We start from the raw sequence: 15378 nt of genomic DNA, 5'->3' as shown, positions 1-15378 counted from the left end.
GGTGAGTTTATCTGTCATTCAGAAATGAACTTAATACCAATCCAGACGGTCGTTATTGAAAACACCGCGTACGGCACCTTTCAACGTTTTTCCAAGGAATGGTGTGTTTTTTGATTTTGAATAAGTTTTATCGAAAACCCATTCTGTTTCCGGTTCAAAGAATGTAAGATTTGCCTCTGATCCCGCATTTATATTAATCTCCGCCAACCTTAAAATATGTCTCGGCTGTGAGGTAAGTTTCTCAACAATATCTTCCGTCTTTAACCCGCTATGCATCACAGCCAGCGAAAATGCTGTTTCCAGGCCGGTGATACCAAAGTCAGCATGATCAAATTCCAGATTTTTGCATTCCTCGTCATGCGGGTTATGATCCGACACAATTGCATCAATCGTTCCATCCAATAAGCCCCGACGAATTGCCTCGTGATCAGAAGACGCACGGAAAGGTGGATTTACTTTAAGGTTTGTATCAAAATCAATCAGGTCCCTATCCTCAAAAGCAAGCTGATGCGCCGCAACATCACAGGTAACTGGAAGGCCTTTTCTCTTTGCCTCACGAATCAGCTCAACCGCTTCTGTTGTAGAAACCAGCGAAACGTGCAGCATAGGTTGCCCTGTCAGTGCAAATGTAGATTTTTCCAGTGCGTATTCCAGCAATTTCAAATCACGGTTCAGCATCATTTCTTCCGCCAGCGACGGCATTCCTTTCATACCGATCAGCGTACTGGTGATGCCCTCATGCATCTGGCCAAAAACAGTCAGCTGTCTGTCTTCCGGCCGATTCATCAGCAACGCGTTCAGCGGCTGCAAATAAAGTATTGTTTTCAGGAAAAGGTCGGCGTTCTGTACCGGATGTTCCCCGTCAGTAAAAGCAACAGCACCTGCCGTATGGAGGTCGATCATTTCGGTAAAATCAACACCCTGCGCTTTTCTGGTAACAGAAGCGGCGACGTGTAACGTAACCAAACCTCCCCGGCCAGAATTTTTGATATAATTTAACGTGTCTTTGCTATGCACTACCGGCTCAGAATTAGGAAGCAATACAATTTCTGTAAACCCTCCGTGAGCCGCCGTCGTCCGGACCGAATCCAGATCTTCCTTATGCTCAAAACCAGGATCACGGGAAGCAACCCGCATATCCACCCATCCCGGCGAAACACATAAACCGTTTCCCTCCTTCACCAGAGCGTCGGCATCGGACAGGCCATCGCCTATCTCAGCAATTTTTCCATCCCGGATCAATATGTCTTTAACCTGCCCATTGAAAGGCGAATTCTTATCGATGATTCGAACTGATCGAATTAGTACTTTCATAAATTGTTGTGACCGCAATACATGAATTTTTTCAGTAAATAAGCAGGAGGAAATAAACCGCACGCTTTATCCGAATCATTCATTTTTATTAAAACATCATCTTTTTTAACAAGCAAAAAAAAAGCTCCCTTCGGAGCTTTAATGCTTTCATCAGGCACCGATGAATTGTTTATAATCTTCGACAGAAAGTAATCCTTCCGTATCGTCAGGATTTGCCAAAGTTATTTTAACCATCCAACCGCGTCCGTATGGATCAGAGTTTACCAATTCAGGTTCGCTATCCAACTCGTCGTTCACCTCCGTTACCGTTCCGGCAACAGGAATAAACAAATCAGAAACTGTCTTCACAGCCTCAACTGAGCCAAAGACCTCCCCTTTTTCGAGTGAATCCCCAACTGTATTAATATCTACATACACGATATCACCCAATTCTTTCTGAGCGTGATCTGTAATTCCGATAAATGCCGTATCTCCTTCAATACGGATCCATTCGTGATCTTCTGTGTACTTTAGTTCTGAAGGGAAATTCATGATATAATTAGAGTAAGTTTCGAAACGTATTTCAGACGCAAATTACAGGATGTACTTTGTATTTTCCAAATCGAAATTTTATTCTGCCAGATTGAACTTCAACTGAACCCCTCCCGATGTACTCGAACGATAAAAAGAGTTGGACACCAGCGGGTCGTTAAATGTTTTGTCAAAGTAGAACTGGCAGCTTAGCCGGTTGTTGACCACATAGTTGATCGTCGGGTGCAGCTGGAAGTTGATGTTACCAGCGATAGGGATATTTTCGCCGTCAAACTTGCGCTGAATGTGGCGCGTATCACGGAAAGTCAAGCCTAGCTGCATCGTCATATCATTTTTCAGTTTTTTCTTCACACCATTAATCTTAAACGGCAGCGGAACATTATTTTTTGTAAAACCAATGTTCACCGTCAAATCCTGATTAAAGAGTTCAGCCACCTGAGCGTTCGAGAGATTCAGCGCAACCGTTCTGTCGCGGTTGTAGTCAATACTTGCTGTAATCCGGCTCTGCGTCCGGAAATTCACACCGACCAGAGGCGAAAATTTCTCCGACAATGTTATTGTGCTCATGGCAAACACCGGTACATATTGACCCAGATAGTTTGTTTTGGAAGATAATGGATACCCGGTCACCGCAAGATTTACATACAATGCTTCATAATCCAGATTAGACGTAAAGTTACCAACACTGTAGGTCGACATATACCTATGTTTCACTGTAAAACTGCTAAATAATCTTTTAAATGCAGGAATTCTCGACAAACCATCATAATTGATATCCCAGTTTGGCATTGGGAATTTCAGGAATGGATTGGTACGGACCGTCTTCGGATCTTTTCCGGTATACGCCGCAAAAAATGAAGAAATCAGAACATCCTGAGAATTTTCATTATACTCCCCGCCACTGCCATTTTCAGCATTCAAGCGATCACGCAGAACCGCACGATAAGATCTGAACTTATCAAAAACCGGAGACGAGTTATCCTTTCTGATTTTGGCAAATGCCGTTCTGAATGACATGAAAGACATGCTGAACTGGCCGTTACGCAGAGGATTCTGATGTGCATAATTACCCGATGAATCGGGTCTGTAAAATTCCTGATACGCGTCCTGCCTCGTCAACCTCACCTCAATCTGCATCCTGAAATCTTTGAAGGGTTCCAAAGAAGTGTTGGCCGCAAAATTCTTCGCAATTGTCTGCTGGAACGGCTGGTTCTGCTCTTGGCTTTTTGTTATCCATCCGTTGGCAGCAGCTTTCGTCTGGAAATTTCTGTCTTGTTGTCCAAGTACAAAACCCAAACCAGGTGCATTTGCATTATCAAGTCCAAAATATTTTGGAGCCCGCAAATACCCCGGAAGCGCCGTTGTTTCCTGAATTGAATAACTGACATTTATTCCACGCACAGTCATCAGAACACGGGTGATGTTTTTCAAAATATCGGTTGAACGCATATCGATGTCTTCAATATCACCAGGGCTACGTGCAAAGTTTTTGCGCTGCGCCGAAGGTGTATTGGCAAATTTCAGATAACGCAGTTTGTTATAGAGCATCACAAAATCGACTTTACCCGTGATACCTCTCTCCCTGCTGTTCCGGATAATATCACCAAAAGGCAGACTATCAGCATCCATCAATCCGAAAGCATTTGCCTGATAATTATACCCGATCGAATGCGAATAATCTGCCGTCATCCAGTCCAGAGCCGGTATTTTGTCCAACGGTAAGCGGTATGTAAGCTTGATCTTCTGATCGAAGTTTTTGATACGTCCCAGCTTTTTGAAGTTATTCCAAAGCGAGTCTTTCTTTTGTGCAGTATTCAGATCGCCCTGTGGTTCATCAATGATGGCGTTAGCGGATGCATTGTACATCAGGGTCATATTTTTGGTCAAATTCCAGCCAAAATCGTAATAGCGGTTAAACCAGAAATATTTCTCAAACATTGGCGTCATTCCTTCCGTCGTAAGGTCGGAGTTACGAAGCTGCGTGCGTGCAAACCTGCGGTCAACATCGGCTCTCACAGACACCATATTGGGCAGAAGCGTCAGATTGAAGTCTCTGATAAATTCAGCGTAACGGTTTGTTGCCTTCATCTTTTTGAAGGGTTCAAACGGCTTCGGCTGACTACTATATATGTAGGAAATTCCGCCCTTATACATCCGCTGAGAATATTCCTGTGTCAAAATATTTCGGCGTGTATCATCGCTGAAAGCATAGGTAAAGGAGAAGTTTTCAAAATCGTAGAAATGATTCCGAGCTCCTGGTTTGGTCTTGATCTTCCTTACATTGGAGAAATTAATCCCTCGTCTTACGGCATTCTCCTCAACGAGTCGCCGGTAACCATCCCGTTCCTCATCAGAGCGTAAATTGCTCAAAGAAGTTGACAAAGGTGTGTCTGGATCAAGGGGGTCGAAATGTGGTTTTACATTGCGTCGGTCATAACTTACAAACAACGGAATGCTGAATCCCCACTGTTGCGGCAATAACTTATCAACCGCGATATTTGAGGAGAAACCGTATTCTGTGGTCAGGTTTCTCGAACGCTCTCCGATGCGTTGCTGTACACTTCCAAACCCAAAAGTTTCAAGTCGCCCTGAGGCCGTAACCGTAGCAAAATCCGCCAGTTTTGCATTAAGCTGAGCAATCGCTGCAAAGCCGCCTGTTTCGTCAAAACCTTCGGCATGCATTTCGTCGGTCCAGATACAGAAAGTTTTTGCACGTTCATCCGCAGATTTCGGGTTACGCATACCGATCATCATCACCCGTACCGCACTTAAATCCGGGTTACCAACAACCGTAATCTTATACCTGCCATCAGCCGTGGTAATCGTATATGGCACACTCTGATTTTTATCAATCGCTTTATTTCTTTCAGATTTTGCACGAATTAAGTCAGCCAGCGCAATATTCAATTCATTGCTTTCAGGCCAGATTTCTTCACGTACCGTAACATTTTCTCTCGTCGATTGTAATCCTGAAATGTCAATTTCATAATAGTTTTGCGTAAGATCCGTACCCAATCTCATAAACGCACCAACCAACCCGTTTTCGTTGTCGTCGTTCTGCATGTGGATATACATACGAAGGCGTTTACGGAACAAAAGGTCAAGGTTAACATTTTTATAAACAGCTCTTGAATCACCATCGCGAAGATTGGTCACGCAAAGGCTCATCGATTGCTCATTCAACTGCAAACTTGGTCTCTGGGTAAAATCCTGATCACGCTCCCAACCCGGAGGTAGCTGATAGACATATTTCTTCGCAGATGCGTTAAGAGAGCTTGCTGCCTGTCCGTTTTCTTCAATACTTACCGTTCCCACTGTAAATTTGGCATCATAGGGCTCAGGAACTTCCTGCAAACCACCCGCATCCAGATTATAGGTGTATTTACGATATTGCTGGCCAATCATCTGAAGTTGTGCAAAACGAAGCACTACCGGCTGTTGGAAATCTGCCAGATACATACGCATAAAACGAATGGATTTGAAACCGTTGATTGTTCCAACCTGTCCTGTAAATTCCTTAATCGGAACACGGAACAGATACCAGTTCTGGGTTTCGCCGTTCTCACTTTTTGTAACAGTCTGGTCTACGACAAAACCGTTTCCAACTTTCATCTGATCTGGTTTCAGATCTATCGAATATTCATAATACGCTTCATTGTCGTTGATGGTATTGTCAACGTTCATATCTTCCCCATCCGGTATGCTGCTTGACGCAGGGGTCACGGTTGCCGAGTTTCCTGCACTTTCGGGAGAGTTATTTTCCATCCCGATATAATCCTTGTAACGGGCAAGAATTTTCAGATCAGCAAGATCCTGCTCTTCTCCAAGGAAATATTTAAAATCATCTCCCGACGGATCCGCCATGATTTTGGCTTTGGCCTCTGCTGTCATATTAGCCGGCAAGCGGTCAAGATAACTTTTAAAGAAAGCTCTTTCTTCTTCATTGCTTAGTCCGTCCAAACCAACATCCTGCTTCTGGCGGGCTCCTGCTTCGTTACTGAAAGCATTGATCAGGTATTGCGACTTTGTAACCTGTCCCCATACTGTCTGCTCAACGTTTTCGCCAACAACCTTAGTTGTCAGAGGCAATCCGTTCTCAAAATTGTAACGTTCATCCGGAATTACATCTTCTGAAATATCTCCCAAATTGAAGACCAGTTTACCACCGGTTGTATTGTTGGTTTCATTTCCAGGACCAGAGCCGTCACGGACAATTCCGTTTTTCCCTTTTACAAAAGGATCAAGCATCCAGAACTCGATACTTTCTATATTGGCATTGTCAAAATCATTATCCGAAGTGATAGCTCTGCTCAAACCACCAAAATTCTGTCTCGGATTTTTTAAACGTCCATTTACATCAAGGTCTGTGTTATAGTTGTAAATACCACGCTCAGTAGGGTAATAGGCAATATCCAATACATTTTGCGGATAATTAATTAACCCGGAAACCGATCTGTTCGGAAAAATATCTCTTGGCAGATACAACTTTTCGTAGACATTCTGGCGATCCTCATCTGTGATATTGCCAGGCGCCTGAGCACTTCCACCCAAACCTGCCGACCCTCCAAAAAGGTTATCAATCACATAGGCTGAAATTTTAGCTCTCTTGAAACCGTAATCCAGGGTCTTGCCATCAAAACCCTGACGATATGCTGCCGGCACAGCAGAAAGTCGCCATTTTTGCGGCTGCCGCGCCAGATCATATACAGTACGTGTAGATTCAAAATCGTCGATCAGCGATCTGTTATTAACCTCTTTTGAAACGCCGGGAATTAATTTCGCGAACTCAGCCTTAAACTGAATGCTCGACATTTCCTTCGTTTGCAAAAATGGTAACTTATCCAGCCACCTGGTCAGGAAAGGTACATTCTTACGAATGTTGATATTAAAACCAAGCATTGTGTTGTTCACGGGTTCATTTCCCAATGCTACACGGGTTAGAAATCCTGCCGGTTTTTCATGATAACGAATGGCCGTCAATCCCAGACTTATATCCCTGTTTACAACGTAATCCAAATGTGTCCCCAGGAGTGTACGAATCTGGTTCTGGAACATATCCGGGCGTTCATACTCAATAACGATTTCACGCCCCGAATTTATTACGCTGCTGTTCAATATACGGACACGGCCAATTTGCGCTTCCACGATATAGTCAGAACCTGCCGCCAAAGGAACACCTCCGGAAGTAACTGTAACTGACGTCTCCAGAACACCGTAGGGTAATGAAACCTCAGCTCCACCACTCGACTGATAAGAGCCTTTGATATAAAATTTATTGTGCTCGGTTACCTGCTGCGCATCGATCATCGTGGTGCGATACAGTTCATCAAATACATACTTTTTACGATAGGTATCTTCTGAAATCCGGGCGTTAAGGTTAGATCCAAAAGGTTCAAGCACCGGGAAGAAAACACGGCCGCTTTTGGTATCAATGGTTACGTTTTCAACAAAGTCAAAGTTACCATCAGGCTGCAAATCGTTCACCGGGTTCAACCGGTCAAGACCCATTACTTTGATCAATGGAATATTGGCCAGGTTACTTTCCTGCAAATTAGGATTATCAATCCCGGTAAGGTCGTCTTTATAAATGACTCTCAGTTGAAAACCTGTCTTATCAATGGAGCTTGTACCCAGCGAGTAAACGTTTTTCATCATCAAATCCCACATCGGTAACTTAGTATTGTTCCGGATCGTGGATGATTTAATCAATTTCAGGGCGATCACTTCATCGTCTTTACGGTTTTGGTAATCTTCCGTTAGCTCACCGACTTTATAGGATCTTCCATTGTAGGTATACTCGTAAGCAACCCCAAGTATCTCATCATTTCTTAAAGGCGTAGTCAAAGAAATATAACCCAGTTGAGGATGATAGGTATATTCCCGGTCCTGCACCAATTTTTTTGCTCCTCTCAACAATTCATAATCCACGGTTTTTTCAAATCCAAAACTCGTAACGGAAGAATTAGTATTATCAACTTGACGAAAACCAGGATTATCGGTTAGCTTTTTATACAAACCATTCGTGGCATTGTCCGCAGGCTGATTGGATCGGATCGGTTGAAGGCTTGGGTTACCAACCTGGTATGGCGTTGGCTCACCCAAATCGGTAAAACCAACTACGTTACGCAAAGATTCGGTGGTAGTGGTTCTGTTTGTTACATACACTTCCATCCTCGTAATCGTAACACCGGATGTAATCTGAGGCGTATTTTTTAAAGCGCTTTCATATTTACTGCGGAAATACTGAGAAAGAAAGAAGTTGCGGTTTTCATCATAATTATCAACCCGTATTTCAAATTCCCGGTTTTGAGCGCCGCCACGCAACGTCACCCTTTCCTTACTTGAACGTTGCTGCGAAGCGACAAAAGTTGCGCTTAAACGCCCGAACTGAAAATCGGTTTTTAGACCGAACAGGTTTTGAACACCCGGGATAAGCTGGCTATTGATCGCCCAGTTGATATTACCGGCCTCCACTTTTCTTAGAAAACTCTCTTCCGGATTTTTATAATTAAGCTTTAAAGCATTTTCAAAGTTAAAACTTGCTTTCGTATCAAAGTTGGTAAGAAAGCCCAGCCTGTCGCCAAGGTTCGCATTGAAGTTTATGCTGATCTGCTCATTAAAAATGAAATTGGTATTACTTCTCTGACGGATCGGAAGCGCCGGATTATCGATAAACTGATGCATCACACCAAGATCAAGCGCGACGAAACCGGTTGGTTTAAAATCAAGGAAATTGTCTCCAAGAATTTTCGAAAGAGCAGGCGGCACATCCAGTTTCGGAAGAAGCCCGCGTGCCCCCATGGCACTTTTGCCATCCTGTCTGGATGAATATTCACGCAGAAGACTTTTGAAGGCGCGGTCTTCCAATTCTTTGTCATAGGTTTCCATGTCCATTGTTTCAGGCGCACGGAAATCCAGATTCCCGTTGGGTGTCTGGATATCTTCTGTAACAGCAATTTTACCGCTGCTGTCCAATAAGATATTGGTTGAAATATTGGCCGGATCCTTTAGGTAAAAAGGAGAACGGGGCCGGGGCTGTGCAAATTTGTTGGAATAATAATCTTTCCAACGCATGATCAACTGATTTCCGGAGCGATCAACATTTTTACGTGTTGTATCGCCGAGCGTATCTGCTAAAATCGCCCAGTCTGCAAAAGCTTCCGCAGTTGATTCTTTTTGATCCACAGAAGCGGTTGCCAGCAGCAATGCTCCGGATGAAATCGTAATAGCCTTAAAGAGGGATGAGTAAACCGTTGATGACAAAGCTAAATACTTTATTTATAGAGGGTTCCTGCAATGATCACTGTCAACATATCCAACGAAACAATATAGATCTTTTCCATATTCCTGAACAACCATTATTTAATTATGACTAGCGAAGTGCCAATTTAATCAATTGCTCGACAGTTATCGCATATCCCTCACGTTTGATAATAGCATCCACGCTTTTTTCGGCTGTGGCTTTTGGAATACCCAGCGTAACCAAAGCAGCCAAAGCTTCGCTTTTCAAGGCACCATTCGAACTGCCAGGCGTTTTCACACCGGTAGTAAGCATTGCATCTTTGCGCATCTTATCACTTAATTCCAGAATAACCCTTTGAGCTGTTTTTAATCCTATACCTTTAATAGACTGGATTAAACGTAAATCCTCGTCGATGATACCCTGGCGGATCTCAGGCGACGAGAGCGAGGAAAGCATAACCAAAGCGGTAGAAGGACCCACTCCTGAAATGCTTATCAAATCTAAAAATAATTTCTTTTCATCACTTTCCAGAAAACCAAAAAGTACATGAGCATCCTCGCGTATATTCAGATAGGTAACCAACTTACACCGCTTCCCGACATCGGGCATTGCCGTATATGTCTGTAATGAAATACGAACTTCATAACCCAGTCCCTGAACATCAATAACGGCAAATGCAGGATCTTTATAAGTCACTGTTCCGTCAACGTAGGCAATCATATGTTTATAGTATGTGCGTTAATTACAACTTGTCTAGCTTGATACGATTAGTTTCATACCTGGCTTGATCTCGTTTCCTCTGATTTTGTTTGCCCGTTTCAGATAATCGATAGGCAATCCATAACGTTGTGAGATATTCCATAGCGTATCACCATGCTGAACGGTGTGGTAACGCATTTTGATATGTCTTGATTTCCTTTGTTCTTCTTTTTCAGTTCTTGCCTGGTCGTCTTTGTCGATTTTTGCAGAAGCAACCAGGGTAGCCGGCACTGTCACCTTAACATCTTTGTAAACTACCAGTTTTTGTCCTTTACGGATAGCGCTTCTGCGGATGTGGTTCCATTTTCTCAGCTCCGCAATCTCAACATCATATTTTCTGGAAATCGATTCAAGTGTCTCCCCTCCTTTAACAGTATGTGAAGATTTTTTTGATCTGATTTTTGTCACACTCGCCACTTCCTGTGCTTCGTCTCCCCCTTCTTCCGTTTCTTCACTGACATTGGTCAAAGCTACTTTGTCAAGCGAGTCATTGGTAACAGGTTCTTTGACCGCTTTACGCGAAGCTACCAAAACCGGCTTCACAGTCACCTTAACATTTTTGTAAACAACCAGTCGCTGACCTCTTTGCAATGAATTTCTGCGAATACGGTTCCATTTTTTCAGCTCCGCAACCCTGACGTCGTATTTTCTGGAAATCGATTGCAGTGTCTCGCCTCTCTTAACCGTATGTGATGATTTTTTGGACTGAATTTTTGTAACACCCGCGTTCTCAAATTCTTCCCCATCTCCATCCACATAGGCATAAGGGAATGCGCCGTTTCTGAACGAATCAGCTTTTGCGCTGTCAAGTTTTGCCAATACCAAACCGGATGGCAGGAATCTGCGGGTGCAGGAATCCATGATAATATTCCTGTTGCTAACCAGATAAGTGTATTTCACACTTGGTACTCTCAAAACAAAGTCACGTGTCTGATCCGGAAGCATGGTTTTGGTCAGCTGTGGATTCAGCTTCGTCAGTTCTTCGAAATCAATTCCGCTTTGCTGGCAGAAAGTGGTCAGGTTAATGTATCCATTTACATGAATTGTATCATTTGGAATCTGATATTCCATGTTTTGTGCATACACCCCATGATCATTACCATAATTCATCATGTAGTTCATCGCTACATATTGCGGCACGTAAGATCTTGTTTCTTTGGGAAGTACGTTATAAATCGTCCAGAAAGTGGTTCCGTGTGAGCGGCGCATGGCACGTTTTACATTACCCGGACCTGTGTTATAAGAAGCCAGTGCAAGTTCCCAGTCACCAAAAATATTATAAAGCTGTTTCAGATATTTACAAGCCGCCTCGGTAGCCTTTACGGGCTCAAAGCGTTCGTCAACGTAGCTATCCTGATACAATCCGAATTCACGGCCCGTCGCTGGCATAAACTGCCAAAGGCCACCCGCTCTTACTCTTGATAATGCCGTAGGATTCAGCCCTGATTCGATCATCGACAAATATTTAAGCTCTGTCGGAAGGCCGTATTTTTGAAGTGTTTTTTCAAACAAAGGGAAGTACAATGGCATCTTTTCCATCATACTGATTGTAAACTTTGTCTTTTTATAGATAAAGTATTCAACAAATTCGTGAGACGACTTATGATAAGTCAGGGGAATTGATTTTTCCAGTTTGGCGAAACGTTCACGGAGCAACTCTTCCGGAATTGCTGGCGTTAAACCGATCTCCTCAACATTTGGGAGTGCCGGAATTTCAGAATTCTCGTCAGCTTCGGCTGCGATTCCGAGGGTATCCGGACCAATTTCTAATTTCTCTCTTTGTATTGTCGCCATAACCGGCGAATTCCACAATCCTGCACACACGGCTCCAAGCCACAATACTCTTTTTGAAATCTTCATTAATTAATGCTTTTTGATGGGTTAATCAATTCCTGTTATCAAATAGTCAATGTCTGATGATGAATACTTTTTTATAAAATGACATACTATTTATAATTTCCTTTACAATTACTTCCGGAAATTATTTATTTAGGCACGGTTTTTTAGCATTTATGATGTCGTAAACAGAAATTAAAACGGTTAATCTGTTCAAAAAAATTTACGACAATTTTGATTATTTTTTCAAAGCCTTACTTATGCTTCTAAAATATTCTCTTTTAAAGTCGTTGAAAGATGGTTCGCAAACGAAAGCATCTTTTCTTCCTCAAAGAACGGCGCCATGATTTGTATCCCGATCGGCATGCCGTCTCTATCGACGCCGTTTGGAATAGAAATCGCGGGATTTCCCACCACGTTGGCCTGAACAGTGAATATATCAGCAAGATACATCTGTAAAGGATCATCCGTTTTCTCTCCAATTGTAAACGCGGTAGTCGGCGTAACCGGAGAAATCAGGAAGTCGAACTGTTCAAAAAAGCGTTCGGTTTCTTCTCGCACTAATCTTCTAACGCGTTGCGCCTTGGTATAGTATGCGTCATAATAATTTGCACTTAAAACAAAAGTACCTAATAATATTCTTCTCCTCACTTCTTCTCCAAAACCTTCTGTACGGGTGTTCTTATAAAGTGCGTCCAGATCACCGGTAACAGCTGATCTGCTTCCATACCTCACACCATCAAATCTCGATAAATTTGAGCTGGCTTCGGCTGTGGTAAGAATATAATAAGTCGGTAATAAAAAATCGAGAAGCGGCATTTCAATCGGCGTGACCTCATGTCCCTGAGCACGCAGGCGATTTAAAACATCAAGCGTCTGCTCCCTTATTTCGGGAGCGATCGCTTCGTTTTCAACTGAATTCCGGAGATAGCCGATTCTGGCCTTTCCGTTCCATTCCAGTTTTTTTGTATAGGCAGGTACTGCCTTGGCTGATACTGTACTGTCAAATTCATCTCCGCCCGCCATGATTTCCAGGATCAACGCAGCATCTTCCACGCTTTTGGTAATAGGTCCTATGCAGTCAAAAGAAGAAGCATAAGCCAAAAGTCCCCAGCGGGAAACGCGGCCGTAGGAAGGTTTTACACCAACTACACCACAAAAAGCTGCCGGCTGACGCACCGATCCACCGGTATCGCTACCCAAAGAAACGTGGCATAATCCTGCCTGCACAGCCACAGCCGAACCTCCTGACGAACCACCCGGAACTTTGGAGGGATCCGCTGCATTCAATACAGGACCAAATGCAGAATTTTCATTGGAAGACCCCATGGCGAATTCGTCACAGTTCTGGCGGCCGATCACGATCGCATCTTCGTCCAGAAGACGCTGAACTGCCGTAGCGGTATATGGCGATTTATAGTTATCCAGAATACGGCTTCCTGCCTGAACGCCATGACCTTTGTGAGCCAAAACGTCTTTCAAACCAATAACAAGACCTGCAAGCCGGCCAGCGGTTCCGTTCTTTATTTTTGTGTCAACCTCAGAAGCCAAAAGAAGTGCTTCTTCTGAATAAACATCAACGAAAACATTTAAATGGGCATTGGACTCAATCCTTTCCAAATAATGATTCACCAACTGCACGCAGGTTAAACCTCCTTCACGCAAATCATTTTGTATTTCGGTCAGCGTCGGGTACTCTTTCAACTTAATTATTTTTGGCGGGTAATAAATAAAGAATCAGAGCCATTTAAGTGTCTACTAAACGGCTCTGTTATGTACTCAATACGATGGAAAGATTACTTGGTAGTATCTTCCATACTTTTTTCAATATTCTCTTTTACGTCTTTGGTAGCGTTTTTGAATTCGTTAATTCCCTGGCCTAAACCACGCATTAACTCAGGAATTTTCTTCGCTCCGAAGAATAGCAAAACGAACAAGGCTACCAAAAATATCTCTTGTCCACCCAACCCCATAATTCCACCTAAAACAGTTACTGATTCCATATCTATTCTTTGATTATATGTTTACAAAAATACTTAATAATTCGAAAAGAACTAAAATAATCAGACACTTTATCCGATATTAATTGTTTTTTCGTTCTTTTCCCACTCGCTGAATTTGCGAATATCGTCCCCCAGTGTCTTGATTAGCCATAGAACAAGGGCCACGTCATCCGTAATTCCTATAACCGGCAGAAAATCAGGGATAAGGTCGATGGGCGACACAAAATAGATCAGAACCGCCACAATCGAAACCAGACTTTTCCATGGCAGATTCTTGTAAGCTCCCGAAGAATAGGCTTTCACCATTCTGATCAGCAACTGTACACTGCTTTGAAACTCGGTCATATTCCCTTTGAACCCTACTGTCTGTAATTTACCGGCAACGTCTTTTATCAATTCAAATAAACGGCTTGTGTTACTGGCATAACGTCCCGCCTTACCGGTGGCTTTTCTAAAAAAAATGGAATGTAATATTCTCGATATTAGTGACTCGTCATTCATTCTTTAAAATAAGAAAAAGTGGTTTATTGTGCCAATATAACTATCTATTTACGTAAAAAATTGCATTACGGATGTAAGCGTACTACTTTTCACACAAAAATTAAATCGGCTAGTGGTTTTAACAAATTATGTAACCTATTTTTAGGGTATATTTCAAAACATTAATTTTTACACAATTAAATACATTTTTTTATGAAGATTACTGTCGTAGGCGCTGGCGCTGTGGGTGCAACCACAGCCGACAATATCATTCGTCGCGAATTGGCGGAAGAATTAGTGTTGTTGGATATCAAAGAAGGTGTAAGTGAAGGAAAATCATTGGATATGTACCAAACCGCCGCGTTGCTGGGTTTCAATACCAAGCCTGTTGGTTCTACCAATGACTATGAAAAAACAAAAGGATCCGACGTAGTTGTCATCACTTCCGGTATTCCACGCAAACCCGGTATGACCCGCGAAGAGCTGATCGGAATCAATGCCGGAATTGTAAAATCAGTTACTGAAAATATTTTAAAATATTCGCCAAAAGCCATTCTTATTGTCGTTTCCAACCCGATGGATACGATGACCTATCTTGCTTTTAAAGAGGCGGATATCCCTAAGAAACGAATTATCGGTATGGGTGGTGCGCTGGACAGTGCGCGCTTCAAAACCTATCTGGCAATGGCGATGGAGGTTTCACCAAGTGATATCCACGGCATGGTGATCGGAGGCCACGGAGATACGACCATGATTCCTTTAACGCGACTTGCCACTTATAACGGGATTCCGGTAAGCCGTTTCCTTTCAGCCGAAAAACTGGAACAGATTGCCGCCGACACGATGATTGGTGGGGCTACCCTTACCAAACTTATCGGCACTTCGGCCTGGTATGCTCCGGGTGCAGCGGCAGCCATGATGGTTGAAAGCATTGTCCGCAACCAGAAACGCATTGTTCCCTGCGGTGTTTATCTGAACGGCGAATACGGCCAGAAAGATATCTGTATGGGCGTTCCGGTGGTTTTGGGCCGCAATGGATGGGAAAAAATCATTAACCTGCGTTTGAGTGATGCAGAAAAAGCTGCTTACGAAAAATCAGCAGAAGCCGTTCGTGCGATGAATGGTGCTTTGACGCTCTAAGCCGATCATGAAAGAAGTCAACTTTTGAAAAGTTGACTTCTTTACTACTTTAACTTCTTTACTACTCTTACT

General features: G+C 43.0%; 9 protein-coding genes. 1 reads left to right on the top strand and 8 read right to left on the bottom strand.

Features of this window, described 5'->3' with window-relative positions:
* Positions 1 to 30 precede the first annotated feature (30 nt).
* From M1L62_RS25200 to M1L62_RS25165, 8 genes are all read right to left on the bottom strand, one after another.
* Positions 31 to 1314, bottom strand: a complete 1284-nt coding sequence (locus M1L62_RS25200; RefSeq protein ID WP_254562417.1) for a dihydroorotase — start codon at positions 1312 to 1314, stop codon at positions 31 to 33.
* Between the two features lie 150 nt (positions 1315 to 1464).
* Positions 1465 to 1845 (bottom strand): glycine cleavage system protein GcvH, encoded by a 381-nt coding sequence (gene gcvH, locus M1L62_RS25195; protein WP_254562416.1) that lies wholly within the window; start codon positions 1843 to 1845, stop codon positions 1465 to 1467.
* A 78-nt stretch (positions 1846 to 1923) separates the two neighbouring features.
* On the bottom strand, positions 1924 to 9108 hold the full coding sequence (gene sov, locus M1L62_RS25190; protein ID WP_254562415.1) for a T9SS outer membrane translocon Sov/SprA: 7185 nt from the start codon (positions 9106 to 9108) through the stop codon (positions 1924 to 1926).
* A gap of 109 nt (positions 9109 to 9217) precedes the next feature.
* A complete protein-coding gene (gene ruvA / locus M1L62_RS25185) occupies positions 9218 to 9808 on the bottom strand; it encodes a Holliday junction branch migration protein RuvA (RefSeq protein ID WP_254562414.1) in 591 nt (196 codons plus the stop codon).
* Between the two features lie 33 nt (positions 9809 to 9841).
* The gene (locus M1L62_RS25180; RefSeq protein WP_254562413.1) at positions 9842 to 11707 is read right to left on the bottom strand and encodes a LysM peptidoglycan-binding domain-containing protein; all 1866 of its coding nucleotides are present in this window, start codon (positions 11705 to 11707) and stop codon (positions 9842 to 9844) included.
* Positions 11708 to 11941: 234 nt separating this feature from the next.
* Positions 11942 to 13387 (bottom strand): Asp-tRNA(Asn)/Glu-tRNA(Gln) amidotransferase subunit GatA, encoded by a 1446-nt coding sequence (gene gatA / locus M1L62_RS25175; RefSeq protein ID WP_254562412.1) that lies wholly within the window; start codon positions 13385 to 13387, stop codon positions 11942 to 11944.
* Between the two features lie 92 nt (positions 13388 to 13479).
* Entirely contained in the window at positions 13480 to 13686 is a 207-nt protein-coding gene (locus tag M1L62_RS25170) for a Sec-independent protein translocase subunit TatA/TatB (protein ID WP_090341378.1), read from the bottom strand.
* A gap of 69 nt (positions 13687 to 13755) precedes the next feature.
* On the bottom strand, positions 13756 to 14187 hold the full coding sequence (locus tag M1L62_RS25165) for a YkvA family protein (protein WP_254562411.1): 432 nt from the start codon (positions 14185 to 14187) through the stop codon (positions 13756 to 13758).
* 192 nt (positions 14188 to 14379) lie between these two features.
* Here M1L62_RS25165 and mdh point away from each other — a divergent pair, with 192 nt between their 5' ends.
* Positions 14380 to 15306 carry a malate dehydrogenase gene (mdh, locus tag M1L62_RS25160; RefSeq protein ID WP_254562410.1) on the top strand — a complete coding sequence of 309 codons (927 nt, stop codon included), beginning with the start codon at positions 14380 to 14382 and terminating at the stop codon, positions 15304 to 15306.
* The last annotated feature ends 72 nt before the right edge of the window (positions 15307 to 15378 follow it).

The organism is Dyadobacter diqingensis (assembly GCF_024220585.1).
Classification (GTDB): Bacteria; Bacteroidota; Bacteroidia; order Cytophagales; family Spirosomataceae; genus Dyadobacter; species Dyadobacter diqingensis.
This window is presented reverse-complemented; position numbering and strand designations above follow the sequence as displayed.